This window comes from Rhizobium sp. YAF28 (assembly GCF_052113285.1).
Lineage (GTDB): Bacteria > Pseudomonadota > Alphaproteobacteria > Rhizobiales > Rhizobiaceae > Rhizobium.
Window position 1 is genome coordinate 273,664 of sequence record NZ_JBFRCX010000004.1, and the last position, 14,035, is coordinate 287,698.

Below are 14,035 nucleotides of genomic sequence, written 5' to 3' on the forward strand. Positions count from 1 at the left end.
GAAAAGACGTTGCGGGCTTAAATATTATTCTTCTTATAGTTGCTGCCGAATGTTGAATTTGTAACGCCCGGCTGCGAAATCCATGTTTTTTTAACGGAATGCGTAAGACATTCGTCAGCAATGACGAGATAGATTTCAGAACGTTATCGGCGCGGCAAGAGCCGCGGAGATTTAAAGCATGATGCTTGACTATAATTCATTGCTGCTGGCGCTTGGCGTGTCAGCAACCTGCCTTGCCGTGACGCTCACGGGAAGTTGGCTCGCGCGCCGGGCCGAAACCTTTCTTCTCACCGGCGCATTCGGCCTCGTTCTCGTCGTCGCCGGCATTTTTGCCTATGCCTTCTATGTGGAGCAGCCCGGGCGCCTGCTTGGTGCAGGTAATTTCGTGCTGTTTCATGCCGGTTTTGCCACTATCTGGGGCGCTGGCTATCAGTTCCGTACCGGCAGGCTCCCGATATCAGGCATCGTCGTCCGTGCACTTGTCGCCATGGCCACATCCATTCCGCCGATGATCGCCGGGCTGGATGGTCTGGCTTTCATGGCCGATAATCTCGCTATCGCCTTTCTGCTCTTCGCGACCGCCTGGCAATATTGGCTCGACCGCGCCGAAGCACCTGCGCCGATATCGGGCATTACCGCTCTCTATACATTGACGGCGATTTCCTTCGTACTCTGCGCTGCCGTGTTGATCTGGGACGGCAAACTGGTGCTTGGCGCCGCACCCAGCAATTGGGCGGAAGATCTGAGCCTTGCCATATGCATTGCCGGCATGACCGGTATCGGTGCCCTGTCGCTGGCGCTGCATCAATGGCGGCTTGCCGCCCGTCACCGCATGGATGCGATCACCGATCCGCTGACCGGCTTGCTGAACCGCCGCGCTCTGTTCGACCAATATGGCGTCCGCGCCATGGGCGCTTCGACTGCTGTCATCGTCTTCGACATCGATCATTTCAAATCGGTCAACGACCGCTATGGCCATGCGGCCGGTGATCACGTCCTGAAGGTCTTTGCCGGCGAACTCTCGGCCAATTGCCGTAGCGGCGATACGGCCGCCCGCCTCGGCGGCGAGGAATTCGCGCTGGTGCTGAAGGAAATCATGCCCGGCCGCGCCGAGCTTGCCGCTGAGCGCATCCGCAAGGCTTTCGAGGAGCGCGATATCTATATCGACGATGAGGTGCTGAAATGCACCGTCAGTGTCGGTGTTGCACCTGGTCGCTCCAAGCCGCTGGATTTCGATGCCATGCTGGGGGAGGCGGACAAGGCGCTCTATGTCGCAAAACGCGCCGGCCGCAATCGTGTCGAACTCGCCAGCCACCTGCATTCGGTACCGTCAGGGGATGCGCGATCGGCCTCTTGATCCTTCTCCCGACCTTTCGTAAGCTCACAGCCGGCCGGATGCAGCCAGCCGCCCCGCGATGCGCAAGCATTATGGTGAAGGCATCCAAATCCAGTTTCACATCCTTGCTCTTGGCAATCGATGGCGAACGGGTCAGCAGACGCGGGCACTGATCTTCCTGTTTGCCGCCAACGGAGAAGGATGAACCATGCGCGATTTTCGCGATGCCAAGCTTATGGCAAAAAACCTGCGTCAGGCGCTTGCCGACCGCGATATTTCCCTCACTCATAGCGAAACCCTGGAGATTGTCGCCAGACAATTCGGCTTCGACCAGTGGAATATTCTCTCCGCAAAACTGGATGACACCAAAGGCGTAAAATCGGCTGTGGGCATCGAGCCACCGGTGCCGATCTTCCGCATCTTCTCGGTCGAAAAAGCCATGGAATTTTATTGCGGCTTCCTGGGCTTCACGCTCGACTGGGAGCACCGTTTCGGCGAGAACTCCCCGCTTTATTGCCAGGTCTCGCGTGAAAGCATGCAATTACATCTGAGCGAGCATTCCGGCGATGCCAGCCCCGGCGCCCGAGCCTTCGTGCGGGTGAAGGATATCAGCGCCTACCAGGCCGAACTCGCCGCCAAGAACTACCGCTATATGAACCCGGGCATCGAGGAAGCGCCCTGGGGCCTCGAAATGGGCGTCATCGATCCCTTCAACAACCGCATCACCTTCTGCCAACAGAACTGAGCAATTACAGCAAAACTGTGCAGCGGTTCTGCGTCGGGAATTGCGTGAAAACAAAGGAAGGGCGGAGGGCATTGCCTCCGCCCTTTTCAGATCAGCATCAGCGCACGGACGAACGCGACCGAGGCCAGCAGCGAGGCGCTGGTGCGCACATGGTTCCACCAGGTCCAGTCCCTGAGATAGGTCATCCAGAGCTGCACCGCTTCTGGCCCGTTGCCGCTGACTTTCGCCAGCGCGTCGTTCATCGGCACGTTGAAGACGATGGTCGAGAGGAAGGACGCGATGACATAGAGTGCCGCGCCGGTCAGCATCATAGAAGAGGCGCCGCCGCGCCAGTTTATGAAGGCGAGCACTGCGATCACTACGCAGAGGATCGCCGTCGGCACGAAAAGTAGCATGAAGGGCGAGCGCACGATGGTCACATTGATGGAATTCATCGCAGCAATGCCCTGCTCGGCCGGGATGCGCGAAAAGGCGGTCATGATGAAGGTGGAGAAGGCAAAGAAGATGCCGGCGACAAGGCCGCTGCCGATCGCTGCCGCAATGAGGGAAATGACGAGAACGATCTGCATGGTCAGGCGCTCCACAATCCGGTTGCCGCGGTCTCCCGCGCATATTGGCTGAAATCCCTTGCCGGGCGGCCGAGTATCTCTGTCACACCACCCATCACTTCAGAATTGCGCCCATCGAGCACCTGTCCGAAGAGTTCTTCCAGAAGTGCCACGATCGGCTCGGGCATTCCTGCAGCGGCAAGCCCGTCCTTGAAATCCGCCATCGATACCTGCCCATATTCTATCGGACGGTCCGCGGCTGCGGCAATCTCGGCAACGGCTTCGCGGAAGGTCAGGGCGCGAGGGCCGGTCAGCTCATAGATCTTGTTGCGATGCCTGATATCGGTGAGTGCCGCCACTGCCGCATCGGCACTGTCATCGGCATCGATGAAGGGTTCCCTGATATCGCCAGCCGGCAGCTCCAGCCTGCCGGCAATGAGCGGCTCCACGAAAGCGCCCTCGCTGAAATTCTGGCAGAACCAGGAGGCGCGCAGGATCGTGTAGCCGATCCCAATTGCCTTGAGCGCTTCCTCGCTCCGCTGTGCCCCTTCTTCGCCGCGGCCGGAAAGCAGCACGACATGCTGCAACCCACACTCCCTTGCGAGCTTTGAAAGCGCTTCGATGGCCTCTGCCGCCCAGGAGATGGAAAGGTCCGGCTGGAAGGCGACATAGGCGCTCGTCGCACCCGTGAGCGCACCGCGCCAGGTCGCGTGATCCTCCCAGTCGAAGGCCGGTATCGTGGAGCGGGACGCCTTGCGCACGTTAAGTCCCAGTTCTTCCAGCCTGTCGGCAATGCGGCCACCGGTTTTTCCCGATCCGCCGATCAGAACGATTTCGGAATTCTGCATATCGAAACTCCTCCGCGGTTTAAAATAAGAGAAACTCTCTCATTTGCAAAATGAGATAAACTCTCTTATTTTCTTTGTCAACAGTTGAAGGAAGCGGAAGATGGTAGAAGAAGTGATCGCACGGCGTAGGCGCCAGCAGGAGTCGACCGGTCAGCCACGCCGCATCCCGAGCCAGCAGCGCGGCCGCGAGCGCTTCGAAAAAATCCTGACCGTTGCCTCCGACCTCATCGAAAAGAATGGCAGTGATGCCCTGAAGATGAGCGAGATTGTTGAAAAGGCTGAGCTTTCCTTCGGCGCCCTCTATCAGTATTTCCCGGACAAAACCTCGATCATCCGCACGCTCGCTGAGCGCTTCAACGAGCAGGGCCGGCAATGTGTAGCCGACGAACTGGCCAACGTGACGGATGCCGACAATCTGCGAACGGCTCTCTGCGTCATCGCCGATGAATATTATGCCTTCTTTCGCCGCGAGCCTGTCATGCACGATATCTGGCACGCGACCCACACGGACAAGCTGCTTCAGGAAGTCGATGCCGAAGACATGGAATTTCACGCGCAGGCCCTGCTTTCAGTGCTAAAACAGCTATGGCCGGAGCGGACCGAGACGGAGCTTCTGGCCATCGCCCGGCTGACGATGCAACTTCTCGCGGCTGCCGTCCGCTATGCTGTTTCACTGGATGAGGAAGAGGGCGTGCAGGCGATCGCGCTCTTCAAGAAGATGCAGATTGCGGATATCGACCGTCTGCTCGGCTGACGGGCTGCCTTCCATCTGGAAACCGGCCGCTCTTGCTGCTATTGCCGCTGGAACGTCAGCCGAAGGAGTAAGCCGCATGATCCAGACCACATTCCCTGATCGCGCCGTTATGGCAGAGCTGCTGGCCAAGATGCTCTGGGAGATCAAGGCGGTTCATTTCAACGCCGAGACGCCCTATAAGTATGCCTCGGGCATCATGAGCCCCGTCTATATCGATTGCCGCAAGCTCCTGTCCTTCCCGCGCATCCGCTCGACGGTGATGGATTTTGCCGCCAGCAGCCTGCTGCGCGATGCCGGTTTCGAGCAGTTCGATTGCATCGCCGGCGGTGAGACCGCGGGCATTCCCTTTGCCGCACTGCTTGCCGATCGTCTCGGCCTGCCGATGATCTATGTCCGCAAAAAGCCGAAGGGCCATGGCCGCAATGCGCAGATCGAAGGCGAGATGAAGGACGGCGCCCGCGTTCTCGTCATCGAGGATCTGACGACGGCCGGCGGCAGCATGTTCACCTTCATCGATGCCATCCGTGCCGCCGGCGGCATCGTCGATCACGGCATCGCGCTCTTCTTCTACGGCATCTTTCCCGAGGCACAGCAGCGCTTTGCCAATGGCAAGGTCCAGCTCCATTATATCGCCACCTGGCGCGAGGTTCTCGCGATCGCCAGGCAGCAGAAGCTCTTCGACGATATGACGCTGCACGAAGTCGAGGCCTTCCTCGATGCGCCGCTCGCCTGGTCGGCAAGGAATGGCGGCGTAAGTGAGCTTTCGCTCTAGCCTTTTGACAAAAGCTCGCTTAATCGATTGAGAAACGCGCAAGTCCTGTTGGGAGGAATTCGATGATTTTGTGCTGCGGCGAAGCCCTGATCGACATGCTGCCGAGGGATACGACTCTCGGCGAAAAGGGCTTTGCGCCCTATGCCGGCGGCGCAATCTTCAATACGGCGATTGCGCTTGGTCGCCTGGGTATCCCCACGGCCTTCTTCACCGGCATTGCCGATGACATGATGGGCGAAATCCTGCTTGATACGCTGAAGGCGAGCAATGTCGATTACAGCCCTTGCGCCATCACGCCGCGCCCCTCGACGATCGCCTTCGTCAAGCTGGTCAATGGTCAGGCGACCTATGCCTTCTACGATGAAGGCACGGCCGGCCGGATGATCACCACGGATGATCTGCCGACCCTTGGCGATGATTGCGAAGCCCTGCATTTCGGTGCGATCAGCCTGATCCCGAGCCCCTGCGGCGAAACCTACGAGGCCCTGCTCGACCGCGAGGCCGCCACGCGCGTCATCTCGCTCGACCCGAACATCCGCCCCGGCTTCATCAAGGACAAGGCCGCGCACATGGCCCGCATCAAGCGCATGGCCGCCAAGTCCGATATCGTGAAATTCTCCGATGAGGATCTCGAATGGTTCGGCCTGGAAGGTGACCACGATGCGCTCGCCGCCCATTGGCTGAACCATGGCGCCAAGCTCGTCGTCATCACCAAGGGTGCGGAAGGCGCTACCGGATACACCAGCGCGCGCAAGGTCACGGTCCCGAGCGAACGCGTCAAGGTCGTCGACACGGTCGGCGCAGGTGACACGTTCGATGCCGGCGTTCTCGCCTCGTTGAAGATGGATAACCTGCTGACCAAGGCGCAGGTCGCCAATCTTGATGAGCAGGCCCTGCGAAACGCCCTGGCGCTTGGCGCCAAGGCTGCCGCGGTCACCGTCTCCCGCGCAGGTGCTAATCCGCCCTGGGCGAAAGAGATCGGCCTCTGAAGCTTAGGCGATCCGATCGAGAAAGGCACGGACCTCCCGATTGAAGAGGTCCGGCTGCTGCAGCGGCGCAAAATGGCTGACGCCGGGCAGCAGCACGAATTCCGCATCCGGGATCGTCCTTGCCAGATAATCGGCATGGTCAGGCTTGATGAATTCGTCGTGTTCGCCGAGCACGATGGAAACCGGAACCTTGATGCCTGCCAGTTGTTCGGCGGTATAATTCGGCTCCGTCGACATCATCTTCGACACGTCGGCGACAAAGGCCTCGAACTGGTCCGGCGTTTCCGACAGCGCCTGATAGTCCTTCCTGTGGCGGCTGAAGCAGCGCTCGATGACGGGCGTTGCCTTGAATTCCTTGGTACCGCTGGGGTCCATGTTGCAGGCGAAGAAGAATACGCCGCAGACGCGGTCCGGCTGCTGATCAGCGAGGATCAGCGCCGTGCAGGCGCCGTCGCTCCAGCCGACGAGGGCTGCTTCCTGAAGTCCGATGTGATCCATGACGGCTAGCACGTCCGAAGCCATCAGATGATAGGTATAGGGCCGATCGTCACGCGTGCTGCGGCCATGCCCACGACTGTCGATCACCACGACCCGATGGCCGGCTTCGATGAATGCAGGAACCTGATAACCCCAATTGCCGCTATTGCCGAGGCCGCCATGCAGCAGGATGACAGCGGGGCCTGCGCCGTAGCTCGCGTACCAGATGCGCGCGCCTTCGTGGTCGACGAGGCCTTGCTCATGCGAGGGCGGCAGTGGCGGTGCGCCCTCTGCCTCGAATTTCACCAGCTCGTCATCAGTCGCGGTCATCAGCTCCTCCTCCGTCAATTTCTCTATAGACGACGAGATGCCCTACAATTCGACAGGGTCAAACAAAAAACCCACCTGTGTCGCCAATGGGCTTTGTCCCCACCTGCGCGGGTTCAATGAAAACGGATCAATCGACAAATCTCGCACGCGTGATGTAAATGCTGTCCAGCCACAGTGCTCCAAGTGTTCCGCTGAGAAAGGTCGTTACCTCAGCACTTTTCCGTCGATTGAAGAAGGGTAACGGATTTGAGGAGTAGCCTCTCGCTAAAACAAAAGGACATTTGCGACCGCTTTGGATCCCCTATGTTTGTTCCTTCTGCCAGCGAAACTGTAGGGATATCGCTAAATGTAAAGTCCGGAATTATGCCGCTGAATGGCCTTCGGCATCATCCGGTTGGAGGAACATCGGGTTGGTATATTTGGGCTGGTGAATACAGCGCGGCGGATGACTTTTTCAAACCCCTGCATGCCAATCATCTGAGCGGTTGGTTGCCCGCCGTTGAACCGTATCTTGCTTTGGCGCCGGGTTGGCGATTCTTGATTGCAGATGATTATCAGGATGTTTGGTTCGATAAAAATCTGCTTGTCGAGAACTGAACCCGGCGACCGTTTGCGGATCGCCGAATTACTTGGCGAGCTTTGCCAGCGCGGCAACGAGACCCTGCGTCGAGGAGTCGTGACCTGCAGCGCTTTCCTTGCCTTCGACGACGGGCAGCAGGCCGGTCGCTAGCTCCTTGCCGAGCTCCACACCCCACTGGTCGAAGGAGTTGATGCGGAAGAGCACGCCTTCGACGAAGACGCGATGCTCATAGAGTGCGATCAGGCGGCCGAGTGCATAGGGCGTCAGCTTGTCGTAGACGAAGGTGATCGACGGGCGATTGCCGTTAAAGACGCGGTGCGGGGCGATGAAATCGGCCTGCTTGTCTTCCATGCCCTTGTCGGTCAGCTGCTTCTTGGCTTCCGCGAAGGTGCGGCCCTTCATCAGCGCTTCCGACTGGGCGAGAACGTTCGACATCAGGAGCTGATGCTGATGGCGCAGCTCCGGCTCGAAGCCGTTGGCGGCGATCATGAATTCGGCCGGGATGATGCTCGTGCCCTGATGGATGAGCTGGTAGAAGGCGTGCTGGCCGTTGGTGCCAGGCTCGCCCCAGACAACCGGGCCGGAATTGCCTTCGACAGGCGTGCCGTCGATGGTCACACCCTTGCCGTTCGATTCCATGTCGAGCTGCTGCAGATAGGCCGGGAAGCGAGACAGGCGCTGGTCATAAGGGAGCACGGCGCGTGTCGGGTAACCCAGTACATTGCGATGGTAGAAGCCGATGAGGCCGAGCAGGACAGGCAGGTTCTCGGTAATCGGTGCCTTACGGAAGTGGTTGTCGACGGCATGCGCGCCATCGAGGAACTTGCCGAAATTCTCCGGACCGATCGCGATCATCAGCGGCAAGCCGATCGCCGACCAGATCGAGTAACGACCGCCGACCCAATCCCAGAAGCCGAAGACACGCTCGCTCTCGATACCGAATGCGGAGACCTTGTCGAGGGCGGTGGAGACGGCGGCGAAATGGTGCTGAACGGCCGCTTCGCCAAGCGCGCTGGCGATGAACTTGCGCGCCGTCTGCGCATTGGTCATCGTCTCGACCGTTGTGAAGGTCTTGGAAGCGACGATGAACAGCGTCGTTTCCGGCTCCACAAGTTTCAGGATGTCGGCGATATGGGCGCCGTCGATATTGGAGACGAAATGCGCGCGCGGGCCGTCATGGAAGGGGGCGAGCGCCAACGTCGCCATGACCGGGCCGAGATCCGAGCCGCCGATGCCGATATTGATGACATCGGTGATCTTCTTGCCGGTCGCGCCCTTCAGCGCGCCCGAGCGGACACCATCGGCAAACTTGCCCATGGCTGTCAGCACGGCGTTGACGTCAGGCATGACATCCTTGCCATCGACCAGGACAGGGGTGTTGGAGCGGTTGCGGAGCGCGGTATGCAGCACGGCGCGGTTTTCGGTGAAGTTGATCGCCTTGCCGGAGAACATCTCCTCACGCTTCTTCTCGACGCCGCCTTCTTCGGCGAGCTTCACCAGAAGCTTCAGGATCTCGTCATTCACGGCCGTCTTGGAAAAATCCATCAGCAGGTCGTCAAGCGATACGGAAAAGCGCGAGAAGCGCTTCGGATCATTAGCGAATGCGGCGCGCAGATCAGTGGCCTTGGTGGCAGCCGAGGTGCTCTTCAGTTGTTCGACGATGGCATTCATGGGAGACTCCTTTGGAGGCGGAGAGGGTTGCGGAAACTATTCTCTTTCCCGCAGTCAAATCAAGTTCAGCCATCTGACGAAATATGAAAAAAGCCACCCGCGACAAGCGGATGGCCCTCAATTTCATGAGACCGTCAAATTCAGCCGCGCAGGTCCTTGCGCAGGATCTTGCCGACGGGGCTCTTCGGCAGCTCGATGCGGAATTCGATGAAGCGCGGCCGCTTGTAGTTGGTGAGATTGGCCGCGCAATGGGCCTTCACATCGGCTTCGGTGAGAGCAGGATCCTTGCGCACGATGAAGAGCTTGACGGCCTCGCCGGAATGCCCGTCCGGCACGCCGATCGCAGCCGCCTCCAGAATGCCGGCATGCATGGCGGCCACTTCCTCGATCTCGTTCGGATAGACGTTGAAGCCGGAGACGAGGATCATGTCCTTCTTGCGGTCGACGATCTTGGTATAGCCGCGCTCGTCCATGAAGCCCATGTCGCCGGTCCGGAAATAACCATCCGGCGTCATCACCCGCGCCGTCTCCTCCGGCTTGTTCCAATATCCGGCCATGACCTGCGGGCCGCGAATGCAGATCTCGCCGATCTCGCCAAGCGGCAGCGAATTGCCTTCCTCGTCGCGGATATCGAGTTCCGTCGAGGGGATGGGAAGGCCGATCGAGCCGGTGAATTCGGGTGAATCGAAGCGATTGGCGGTCGCAACAGGCGAGGTCTCGGAGAGGCCGTAACCCTCGGTCACGTGCGAGCCCGTCACCTTCAGCCAGCGTTCGGCCACCGGCCGCTGCACGGCCATGCCGCCGCCGAGCGACATGACGAGAGAGGAGAAATCGAGCTTGGCGAAGTCGGCGTTGTTGAGCAGCGCGTTGAAGAGCGTATTGAGGCCGGGGAAGATATGGATATCAGACTTCTGGAATTCCTTAACAAGCCCTGGAATGTCGCGAGGATTGGCAATCAGCACATTGTGGGCGCCGAGCGACATGCCCATCAGCGAATTCACCGTCAGTGCGAAGATGTGATAGAGCGGCAGCGCACAGAGGAAGTTCAGGACCTCAGGCTGCTTCTTTTTGTCGAAGGCGGATTTCAGCCAGAGCTGCAGCTGCATCTTGTTGGCAAGCAGGTTCTGATGCGTCAGCATCGCACCCTTGGCAATACCTGTCGTCCCACCCGTATATTGCAGGAAGGCAATGTCGCTGCCGGTGAGCGCGATGGGCGCAAGCGTCCTGTTCGCTCCCGCCGATAGCACCTGCCTGAAACTTTTGTGTTGCGGAATGGACCAGGACGGAACGAGCTTCTTCACCCGGCGGACGACGAAATTGACGATATGCCCCTTTGGGCCGAGCATTTCGCCGAGAGAGCTGACGACGACATGGCGCAGGTCCGTCTTGTTGATGACCTGTTCGACAGTGCGCGCGAAGTTTTCCAGAACGAAGATCGCCTTGGCGCCGGAATCGTTAAGCTGGTGCTCAAGCTCGCGCGGCGTATAGAGCGGGTTGACGTTTACGACGACAAGTCCGGCGCGCAGGATGCCGTAGACCGCGACGGGGTTTTGCAGAACGTTCGGCATCATCACGGCCACGCGGTCGCCCTTCTGCAGGCCGACGCTCTGCAGCCAGGCGGCCACTTTGCGGGTCTGTGCCTCGAGCGTGCGATAGGTCATCGTTCTGCCCATGCTCGAAAAGGCCCTGCGATCGGCAAAGCGGGCACAGCTCTTTTCCAGGAGGTCGGGAAGCGAGGCGAATTCCAACGGGGGAATCTCAGCCGGAACGATATCAGGATAGGTGGCAAGCCATGGTTTTTCCGGTTTCGCACCACCAGGGTGGACGGAAATACTGCTCATTGTGTCTCTCTCCCATTCGGCCGCCGAAACCGGATGACACCGGTCGATCGGAAGATCCTCCGTCTTCCGTCAAGGCAGCTTATGCCATTGCTTGAGCGGTTCAAGCGGATTGAGGCTACAATAACCTTGACGTAAACGTCAATATCGCGGTGGTCGCATATGAACAGCATGTGAAGGGGAACTTTGAAGCATAGGGCACGTTTTCTCGATGTGGATGAACCACGAGGAACGACAAAGGAGGTGCACAATGCTGAATCAGGATACTGACGCCACCCGACGCGACCCGAATGTGAAGGATACGCCGACGCTGATCGCTAGCGACCGCGTTGAAGGCACCCGCGTCTATGGCGCCGATGGCAAACACATCGGTTCCATCGAACGCCTCATCCTCGGGAAGCAGGACGGCCGCGTTGCTTACGCTGTTCTGAGTTTCGGCGGCTTCCTCGGCATCGGCAGTGATCACTATCCGCTGCCGTGGGAAAAGCTGACCTACGATACCCAGCTGGACGGTTACCGCATCGATCTCACCAAGGAGCAGATCGAAGGCGCGCCGAGCTACGCGGATGACGATGACACCTGGTACAACGATAATGGCCGCCGCGTGTATGATTATTATGGCGTGCCGCCCTACTGGATGTAACGTCGTCCGCGAGGACGAGCCGGTAGAGGCCCCGCGAGAGCGGGGCCTTTCAGTTTTTATTGACGAGATCATTGGCAGTGCGAAGCACTGTGCCAACCACGATATCTTCGGCCGACAGGGACTTGTCGGTCGTCACACGGAAGACATGGCTTTCACCCGGCAGCAACGTCACCAGCATGGAATCCACGACCGCCGCAGGATCGAGCCGATCCGCCATCAGGCAAAGATCCTTCAGGAAGCTCTTTGCACTCACCGTGACATCCCAGCCATCGTCCGATCTTGCCAGCGATATGTTGACGTCTGGCACCGGAAGCTTCAGCTCGATATCCTCGACGAAATAGTGGAAGGCGCGCTTGTCCAGCATCTGCACGACGATGACTTCTTCATCCGCCGCGCGTGAAGTCGCGATATCCTGCGGCAACGGAAATTCCTTCGCTTCGAACCGGTCGCAGAGCAGCCGCCAGAATTCAAATTCCGCCAGCACCGTACCATCAAGCCGCATGCGTTTGCCGCTGATCTTCGAGCGCCAGAACAGTGTCTGCTCATTAACCGCGACCGCGGAAAGGCCCTCGCCACGCGGCTGGATCGTCAGCAGGCGGGGATGGAACGCCTGTTGCATCGCATACCAGAGCGGCTTGCGCCGGCCGGCAGAATCGAGCGCTGCCCAGGAGGTGACCGGCCAGCAATCATTGAACTGCCAGACGACCGCGCCCTTGCAGATGTCGCGATGCGAGCGCATGTGCTCGACTGCGAAGCGGATGGCGCGTGCCTGATTGAGTTGGGTCGCAAAATGCCAGTCATCCATCGTCTGCGGCACGGGCAGGTGTCCGGCAAGGCCCTTGATGAGCTTGTCATTGCCCTGCGTCGCCTTCTGATGATGGAAGACGCCACGCGATTCCGGCGTCAGCGGTTCGTCATGCACGCTCTCCTGCAGCGTCGCCCATGCCGGCGGCGCCTGCCAGCCGAATTCGGAGCAGAAGCGCGGAATGTAGTTACGATAGACTTCGTAACCGACGTCGTTCCACACGTCCCATATATGCTTGCAGCCGTGCCGGTCGTCATTCGGCTCGATCTCCGTGGAGCCCGAATAGGGACTGCCGGGATAATAGGGCCGGTCGGGATCGAGTTCGGCACAGAGCTTTGGCAGGACATCGAGATAGTAGCCGAGCCCCCAGCTGACACCGTCCTTGATGATCGGCCGCCAGCCCCACTCGTCAAAACCCCAGATATTCTCGTTATTGCCGTTCCAGATAATGAGGGAGGCATGCGGCATCAGCCGCACCACATTGTCCCGCACCTCGGCGATGATTTCGCTCCGCAGCGGCTCTTCCTCCGGATAGGAGGCGCAGGCAAAAAGGAAATCCTGCCACACAAGCATGCCGGCCCGGTCGCAGGCCTCGTAGAATTCGTCCCGCTCGAAGACGCCGCCGCCCCACACACGCAGCAGATTGATATTAGCAGCCTTCGCCTCATCGATCCGCGCCGCATAGCGTTCCGCCGTCACGCGCGAAGGGAAACAATCGTCCGGTATCCAGTTGGCGCCGCAGGCAAAGATCGGCACGTCGTTGATGACGAAGGTAAAGGCGGAGCCATGTGCGTCCGGCGCGGTGTCGAGCCGCAGCGAACGGAAGCCGATCCGCTTCGAATAAAGGTCGAGTAAGTTGCCGCTGGCATCCTCCAGCCGGATTTCCAGCGGGTAGAGTGGCTGCGCGCCGAGATGATGTGGCCACCAGAGCTGCGGTGAGGGCACGCAAACCTCGAAGGACACTTCGTCCGTATCGGCGTCGATCGCAACGGTCTGCGTGACGCCACCGATTTCTGCAACAAGCGTCGTCGGCACTGCCTCGCCTTGCCTTGCCAGCCGCGCATGCACCTTGACGAGCCCATCGCCACCGGCAAGGGCGGCGGAAACCCTGATATCGGCAAGCCGCGCCCGATCCCAGCTCTCCAGCCGCACCGGCTTCCAGAGTCCGGCTGTCACAAGCGTCGGCCCCCAGTCCCAGCCGAAATTGCAGGCCATCTTGCGCATCAGGTTGCCCGGTCCCGGATAGTTGTTCGGGCGATAGCCGTAATGCTTCTCCATCTCCGCGCCATAGGCATAGGCGGAATGGAAGGTGATGCTGAGCTCGTTTGTATCTTCCCGCAGCAGCGACGAAACGTCGAAGCGATAGGTGCGGTGCATGTTGAAGGTGCGGCCGATCTCCTCGCCGTTCAGGCGGATCGTCGCAATCGTATCGACGCCGTCGAAGACGAGTTCCTGCACTTGGCCCGCATCAGGCTCGGCTTCGAAGTCCAGCCGGTAGATCCATTCCGTCTTGCCGATCCAGTCATTGGTGATCTCGTTGATGTCGAGATAGGGATCGGGGATCAGCCGGTTTGCGAGCAGGTCGAGATGCACGCATCCGGGAACCGTTGCTGGAACCGAAGCGGGCAGACTGGTTCTTCCTGTATCGTTACAGAAAAGCGTCCAGCCGTTATGAAGGTCTCTCCTCCCAATCATTTCA

13 protein-coding genes are annotated in these 14,035 nt (G+C 59.5%); 7 read left to right on the top strand and 6 right to left on the bottom strand.

Annotated features, from left to right (window positions below; all coding sequences use genetic code 11):
* The first annotated feature begins 178 nt into the window (after positions 1-178).
* On the top strand, positions 179-1,357 hold the full coding sequence (locus AB4Z13_RS11410) for a GGDEF domain-containing protein (RefSeq protein ID WP_439013982.1): 1,179 nt from the start codon (positions 179-181) through the stop codon (positions 1,355-1,357).
* Positions 1,358-1,544: 187 nt separating this feature from the next.
* Positions 1,545-2,081, top strand: a complete 537-nt coding sequence (locus tag AB4Z13_RS11415) for a glyoxalase superfamily protein (protein WP_439013983.1) — start codon at positions 1,545-1,547, stop codon at positions 2,079-2,081.
* 86 nt (positions 2,082-2,167) lie between these two features.
* On the opposite strand, the gene AB4Z13_RS11420 is transcribed toward AB4Z13_RS11415, so the two are convergent.
* Both AB4Z13_RS11420 and AB4Z13_RS11425 read right to left on the bottom strand, forming a co-directional pair.
* Positions 2,168-2,650 carry an anthrone oxygenase family protein gene (locus AB4Z13_RS11420; protein ID WP_439013984.1) on the bottom strand — a complete coding sequence of 161 codons (483 nt, stop codon included), beginning with the start codon at positions 2,648-2,650 and terminating at the stop codon, positions 2,168-2,170.
* 2 nt (positions 2,651-2,652) lie between these two features.
* Positions 2,653-3,477: an SDR family oxidoreductase gene (locus AB4Z13_RS11425; protein ID WP_439013985.1), complete on the bottom strand. Its 825-nt coding sequence runs from the start codon at positions 3,475-3,477 to the stop codon at positions 2,653-2,655.
* A 100-nt stretch (positions 3,478-3,577) separates the two neighbouring features.
* Here AB4Z13_RS11425 and AB4Z13_RS11430 point away from each other — a divergent pair, with 100 nt between their 5' ends.
* From AB4Z13_RS11430 to AB4Z13_RS11440, 3 genes are all read left to right on the top strand, one after another.
* A complete protein-coding gene (locus AB4Z13_RS11430; RefSeq protein ID WP_439013986.1) occupies positions 3,578-4,231 on the top strand; it encodes a TetR family transcriptional regulator in 654 nt (217 codons plus the stop codon).
* Positions 4,232-4,307: 76 nt separating this feature from the next.
* Positions 4,308-5,003 (top strand): orotate phosphoribosyltransferase, encoded by a 696-nt coding sequence (locus tag AB4Z13_RS11435; protein ID WP_439013987.1) that lies wholly within the window; start codon positions 4,308-4,310, stop codon positions 5,001-5,003.
* Positions 5,004-5,065: 62 nt separating this feature from the next.
* Positions 5,066-5,992 carry a carbohydrate kinase family protein gene (locus tag AB4Z13_RS11440; protein ID WP_439013988.1) on the top strand — a complete coding sequence of 309 codons (927 nt, stop codon included), beginning with the start codon at positions 5,066-5,068 and terminating at the stop codon, positions 5,990-5,992.
* A 3-nt stretch (positions 5,993-5,995) separates the two neighbouring features.
* Here the strand turns inward: AB4Z13_RS11440 and AB4Z13_RS11445 are convergent, their stop codons facing one another.
* Positions 5,996-6,799, bottom strand: a complete 804-nt coding sequence (locus AB4Z13_RS11445) for an alpha/beta fold hydrolase (RefSeq protein WP_439013989.1) — start codon at positions 6,797-6,799, stop codon at positions 5,996-5,998.
* 246 nt (positions 6,800-7,045) lie between these two features.
* Between AB4Z13_RS11445 and AB4Z13_RS11450 the strand changes: the two genes are divergently transcribed.
* Positions 7,046-7,396, top strand: a complete 351-nt coding sequence (locus AB4Z13_RS11450) for an immunity protein Imm33 domain-containing protein (protein ID WP_439013990.1) — start codon at positions 7,046-7,048, stop codon at positions 7,394-7,396.
* Positions 7,397-7,424: 28 nt separating this feature from the next.
* Here the strand turns inward: AB4Z13_RS11450 and pgi are convergent, their stop codons facing one another.
* Together pgi and AB4Z13_RS11460 are read right to left on the bottom strand one after the other, a co-directional pair.
* Entirely contained in the window at positions 7,425-9,050 is a 1,626-nt protein-coding gene (gene pgi, locus AB4Z13_RS11455) for a glucose-6-phosphate isomerase (protein ID WP_439013991.1), read from the bottom strand.
* 140 nt (positions 9,051-9,190) lie between these two features.
* Positions 9,191-10,891, bottom strand: coding sequence for a long-chain fatty acid--CoA ligase (locus AB4Z13_RS11460; RefSeq protein ID WP_439013992.1), 1,701 nt, complete (start codon positions 10,889-10,891; stop codon positions 9,191-9,193).
* A gap of 247 nt (positions 10,892-11,138) precedes the next feature.
* Between AB4Z13_RS11460 and AB4Z13_RS11465 the strand changes: the two genes are divergently transcribed.
* The gene (locus tag AB4Z13_RS11465; protein WP_007821379.1) at positions 11,139-11,531 is read left to right on the top strand and encodes a PRC-barrel domain-containing protein; all 393 of its coding nucleotides are present in this window, start codon (positions 11,139-11,141) and stop codon (positions 11,529-11,531) included.
* Positions 11,532-11,580: 49 nt separating this feature from the next.
* Here the strand turns inward: AB4Z13_RS11465 and AB4Z13_RS11470 are convergent, their stop codons facing one another.
* Positions 11,581-14,031, bottom strand: a complete 2,451-nt coding sequence (locus AB4Z13_RS11470) for a glycoside hydrolase family 2 protein (protein WP_439013993.1) — start codon at positions 14,029-14,031, stop codon at positions 11,581-11,583.
* Positions 14,032-14,035: the final 4 nt, after the last annotated feature.

Excerpts from the sequence above, each read along its gene's own strand:
- AB4Z13_RS11445 (WP_439013989.1), bottom strand. The coding sequence starts at position 6,799 with ATGACCGCGACTGATGACGAGCTGGTGAAATTCGAGGCAGAGGGCGCA.
- AB4Z13_RS11440 (WP_439013988.1), top strand. The coding sequence starts at position 5,066 with ATGATTTTGTGCTGCGGCGAAGCCCTGATCGACATGCTGCCGAGGGAT.
- AB4Z13_RS11415 (WP_439013983.1), top strand. The coding sequence starts at position 1,545 with ATGCGCGATTTTCGCGATGCCAAGCTTATGGCAAAAAACCTGCGTCAG.
- pgi (WP_439013991.1), bottom strand. The coding sequence starts at position 9,050 with ATGAATGCCATCGTCGAACAACTGAAGAGCACCTCGGCTGCCACCAAG.
- AB4Z13_RS11435 (WP_439013987.1), top strand. The coding sequence starts at position 4,308 with ATGATCCAGACCACATTCCCTGATCGCGCCGTTATGGCAGAGCTGCTG.
- AB4Z13_RS11410 (WP_439013982.1), top strand. The coding sequence starts at position 179 with ATGATGCTTGACTATAATTCATTGCTGCTGGCGCTTGGCGTGTCAGCA.
- AB4Z13_RS11470 (WP_439013993.1), bottom strand. The coding sequence starts at position 14,031 with ATGATTGGGAGGAGAGACCTTCATAACGGCTGGACGCTTTTCTGTAAC.
- AB4Z13_RS11430 (WP_439013986.1), top strand. The coding sequence starts at position 3,578 with ATGGTAGAAGAAGTGATCGCACGGCGTAGGCGCCAGCAGGAGTCGACC.
- AB4Z13_RS11460 (WP_439013992.1), bottom strand. The coding sequence starts at position 10,891 with ATGAGCAGTATTTCCGTCCACCCTGGTGGTGCGAAACCGGAAAAACCA.
- AB4Z13_RS11465 (WP_007821379.1), top strand. The coding sequence starts at position 11,139 with ATGCTGAATCAGGATACTGACGCCACCCGACGCGACCCGAATGTGAAG.
- AB4Z13_RS11425 (WP_439013985.1), bottom strand. The coding sequence starts at position 3,477 with ATGCAGAATTCCGAAATCGTTCTGATCGGCGGATCGGGAAAAACCGGT.
- AB4Z13_RS11420 (WP_439013984.1), bottom strand. The coding sequence starts at position 2,650 with ATGCAGATCGTTCTCGTCATTTCCCTCATTGCGGCAGCGATCGGCAGC.